This is a genomic window from Silanimonas sp., from assembly GCF_027531545.1.
Classification (GTDB): domain Bacteria; phylum Pseudomonadota; class Gammaproteobacteria; order Xanthomonadales; family Xanthomonadaceae; genus Silanimonas.
Window position 1 is genome coordinate 1 of sequence record NZ_JAPZSC010000042.1, and the last position, 3,104, is coordinate 3,104.

Below are 3,104 nucleotides of genomic sequence, written 5' to 3' on the forward strand. Positions count from 1 at the left end.
CACCTGAACTTCTTCCAGCATGAGTGCGTGCTCGAAGTGCGCACGCCGCGCGTGAAACTGCCCGACGGTACGGTGCACCTGGTCAAGCCCCCGTTTGCCGGCAAGCTCTCGGGCTTCACGCTGCTGTTCGAGGCGCTGGTGCTGATGCTGGCGCCGCAGATGCCGTTTGCCGCCGTGGCGCGCATCGTGGGCATCTCGCCGCACCGCGTGCTGGCGATCTGCAAGCGCTACGTGAGCCTCGCCGTGGCGCAGGCCTACTTCGGCAACGTCCGGGCTCTGGCCATCGACGAGACCTCGCGTGCCCGCGGCCACGACTACATCACGCTGGCGGCCGACGCCGATGAGCGGCGCGTGCTGGCCGTCGTCGAGGGACGTGACGCCAAGGCGGTGGCGGCCATCGCCGATGAGCTGGTCGAGCACGGCTGCCCGCCCGAGCAGATCGACTGCGTCAGCATCGACATGTCCCCGGCCTACATCAAAGGCTGCACCGAGGAACTGCCCAACGCACGCATCACCTTCGACAAGTTCCACGTCGTCTGGCATGCCAACGCGGCGGTGGACAAGATGCGGCGCATCGAGCAGCGCACCGACAAGTCCCTCAAGGGCATGCGTTGGTCGCTGCTGAAGGACCGCGAGAGCCTCAAACCCGAGGCCGCCGCCGATCTGGACGCCCTGATCTCCCGGATGACCACCGTTCGCACCGCCCGAGCCTGGGCCTACATGCCACTGCCGGCAGTGCCGAGAGGCAGTTCTTCACCTCCTGCTGCCAGCGGCTACACCCAGGGCGAGTCGCCTTCCAGGTGCCGCGCCAATTCCATGGCGTCATGCAGGATCCGACCGATCACAAGAAGGCCGGGCTCAAGGCGGTAGACGAGGAAGTGGCGGGGTCGACGGACGATGCCCAGGGCGGGCTTCGCGTGTTCCCGGCTGAGTCGCAGGTGCCAGGAGCGGACGCCAGTGCCGAGTTCGGGCCGCTCGAGGCTGCCTGGTCTGTCTGGCTGGCTTGCCACGTCCCGGAGGGCAGCAACAATCAGGGCCTCGTAGCGAAGCCGGGCCGCTTCGCCGAACTGCTCCTGCGTCCATGCGAGGATGTCCAGAACATCGCGCTGCGCGGCGTCCGACAGGCGATAGCGAAACATCAGCCCGCCGTCTTGATGGCCTGTGCGGCGCGTCGGCCCAACTGTCCGATGAAGTCTTCGATCTGATCGTCACCCACGTCGGCGTACCGGCCGGCGGACACATCGGCCCAGCCCTGGCGGGCGGCCTGCTGCAGGGCCTTCAGTTTGGCCTCTTCGCGACGATCCCGCTCCTCGATGAGACGCAGACCCTCACGCAGCACCTCGCTGGCGTTCTGGTAACGACCGGACCGCACGAGCGTCTCCACCAACTGCTGTTGATGCTCGCTCAGAACGACGTTGCGGGTGGGCATGCGGCAAGGCTCCCAAGATGGAGAGCACGTGATCTGCTCGGCTGCTATTGGCAGATTATGCCAATGTGAGAACGGTCGCGAAGGCGGGCTGTGTAGGTTTCAGTGTCTCCAACTCGCCTCGAGTGGATGCGCGGCTCAGCGAGTCGTCAAGACCGCTGGTCTGGCGGCACTTGCCGATGCACAGGGTGTCAGATACAGTTCATCATTCGCTATCCGCGAATAGAGAACATATGCATTGAGCTGACGCGAAACACGGTGCCGCACGCCAAGTCGAACCCACAGATGGTCTTGCGTCCGCAAGACTTGCTGGTTCTTTTCCGCCTGTCGCTGGATGGGGCATCCGGCGACGCACCCAGCTACGCTGCACTGGCGGCCGACCTGGGGCTCACCGCTTCCGAAGTTCATGCGGCGGTGACGAGAGCAGTGGCAGCCCAGCTGGCACTGAAGGATCCATCCGGCCGGGCCCGCGTGCGGCTCGAACCCCTTCGGCTGTTCGTGCAGCACGGGGCGAGGTACTGCTTCCCGCCTACCCGAGGCCCACAGACCCGAGGCGTGCCGACGGGCTATGCGGCCGCACCGCTGAATGCGGTCATCCGCTCGCCGGCCGGCGAGCTCCCGCCCGTGTGGCCAGACAAGAACGGCACGGTCAGGGGCGAGACCCTGCATCCGCTGTACCCGACGGTGCCCCAGGCCGCTTTGCACCGCAAACCGCTCTACGAGTTGCTCGCGGTGTTCGACGCCATCCGCGCCGGTAGCGCGCGCGAGCGAGCGTTGGCGGTGAAATGGCTGGATGAGCGCTGGTCCGACGCTGCAGCTGACGCGGCCTCGCCATGAACCCCAACGATCCCAACGTCCAGATGCTCGATGTCGTCGCGCAGCGACTCGGCGACGAGCTCTGCGGCCGTTTGGTGTTCGTGGGCGGCGCGGTCGCAGGTCTTCTCATCACGGACCCTGGCCAGCCCGCGATCAGACCCACCGAGGACGTCGATCTGCTGGCCCAGGTGGTCGTGCGCGCCGATTACTACGCCCTGGAGGTCGAGCTCCGTGCCAGAGGCTTCAAACCGGACGTGCGGATGGGGGCGCCGATCTGCCGCTGGACCGTGGGCGGCGTGACGGTGGACGTCATGCCCACGCTACCGGATGTGTTGGGCTTCAGCAACCGCTGGTACCCGCTGGCGTGCGAGACCGCCTGGACAGCAACACTGCCGAGCGGCAGGCGCATCCAGGTGATTACGGCCCCGGCCTTCGTGGCCACCAAACTCGAGGCATTCGCGAGGCGTGGACAGGGCGACTTCCTCTTCAGCCATGACATGGCCGACATCGTCAGCGTGATCGACGGCAGGGAGAGCCTGCTGATCGAACTGCGGCAGGCCCTGCCGGAGTTGCGCCGCCAAGTTGGAACGGCCATCGCGCAGCTGATGGCATCCAGAGGCTTCCTGGACAGTCTGCCTGGGCACTTGCCGGGTGATGCCGCCAGCCAGGCGCGGTTACCAGACCTCCAGGCCAGGCTCCGGCAGATTGCTGCGCTCGGTTGAACCTAGATCCGGCAGTTCCCGTGATGCGATGACCTGATTTGCGAGCGCTGACCTGCACTTGCGGCGTGCTGGCACACTCACCCGATGGGTGAGGCAAGACGCAAGGCGCTGGCGGCGCGCCGAGGTGGGGGCGACGAGCC

Annotated in this window: 3 protein-coding genes and 1 pseudogene; 3 read left to right on the top strand and 1 reads right to left on the bottom strand. The window is 66.5% G+C overall.

The genetic code is table 11. From position 1 onward, the window contains the following. A pseudogene (locus tag O9280_RS15430) lies at positions 1-720 on the top strand (ISL3 family transposase); the annotation flags it as partial. A gap of 418 nt (positions 721-1,138) precedes the next feature. Here O9280_RS15430 and O9280_RS15435 read toward each other — a convergent pair. Beyond that, positions 1,139-1,429 (bottom strand): type II toxin-antitoxin system ParD family antitoxin, encoded by a 291-nt coding sequence (locus O9280_RS15435; protein ID WP_298344748.1) that lies wholly within the window; start codon positions 1,427-1,429, stop codon positions 1,139-1,141. 282 nt (positions 1,430-1,711) lie between these two features. On the opposite strand from O9280_RS15435, the gene O9280_RS15440 reads away from it, so the two are divergent. Beyond that, complete coding sequence (locus O9280_RS15440) at positions 1,712-2,263, top strand: MarR family transcriptional regulator (RefSeq protein ID WP_298344751.1); 552 nt, start codon at positions 1,712-1,714, stop codon at positions 2,261-2,263. Next, positions 2,260-2,964, top strand: a complete 705-nt coding sequence (locus tag O9280_RS15445) for a hypothetical protein (RefSeq protein WP_298344754.1) — start codon at positions 2,260-2,262, stop codon at positions 2,962-2,964. Before O9280_RS15440 ends, O9280_RS15445 begins: the two co-directional genes overlap by 4 nt. The last annotated feature ends 140 nt before the right edge of the window (positions 2,965-3,104 follow it).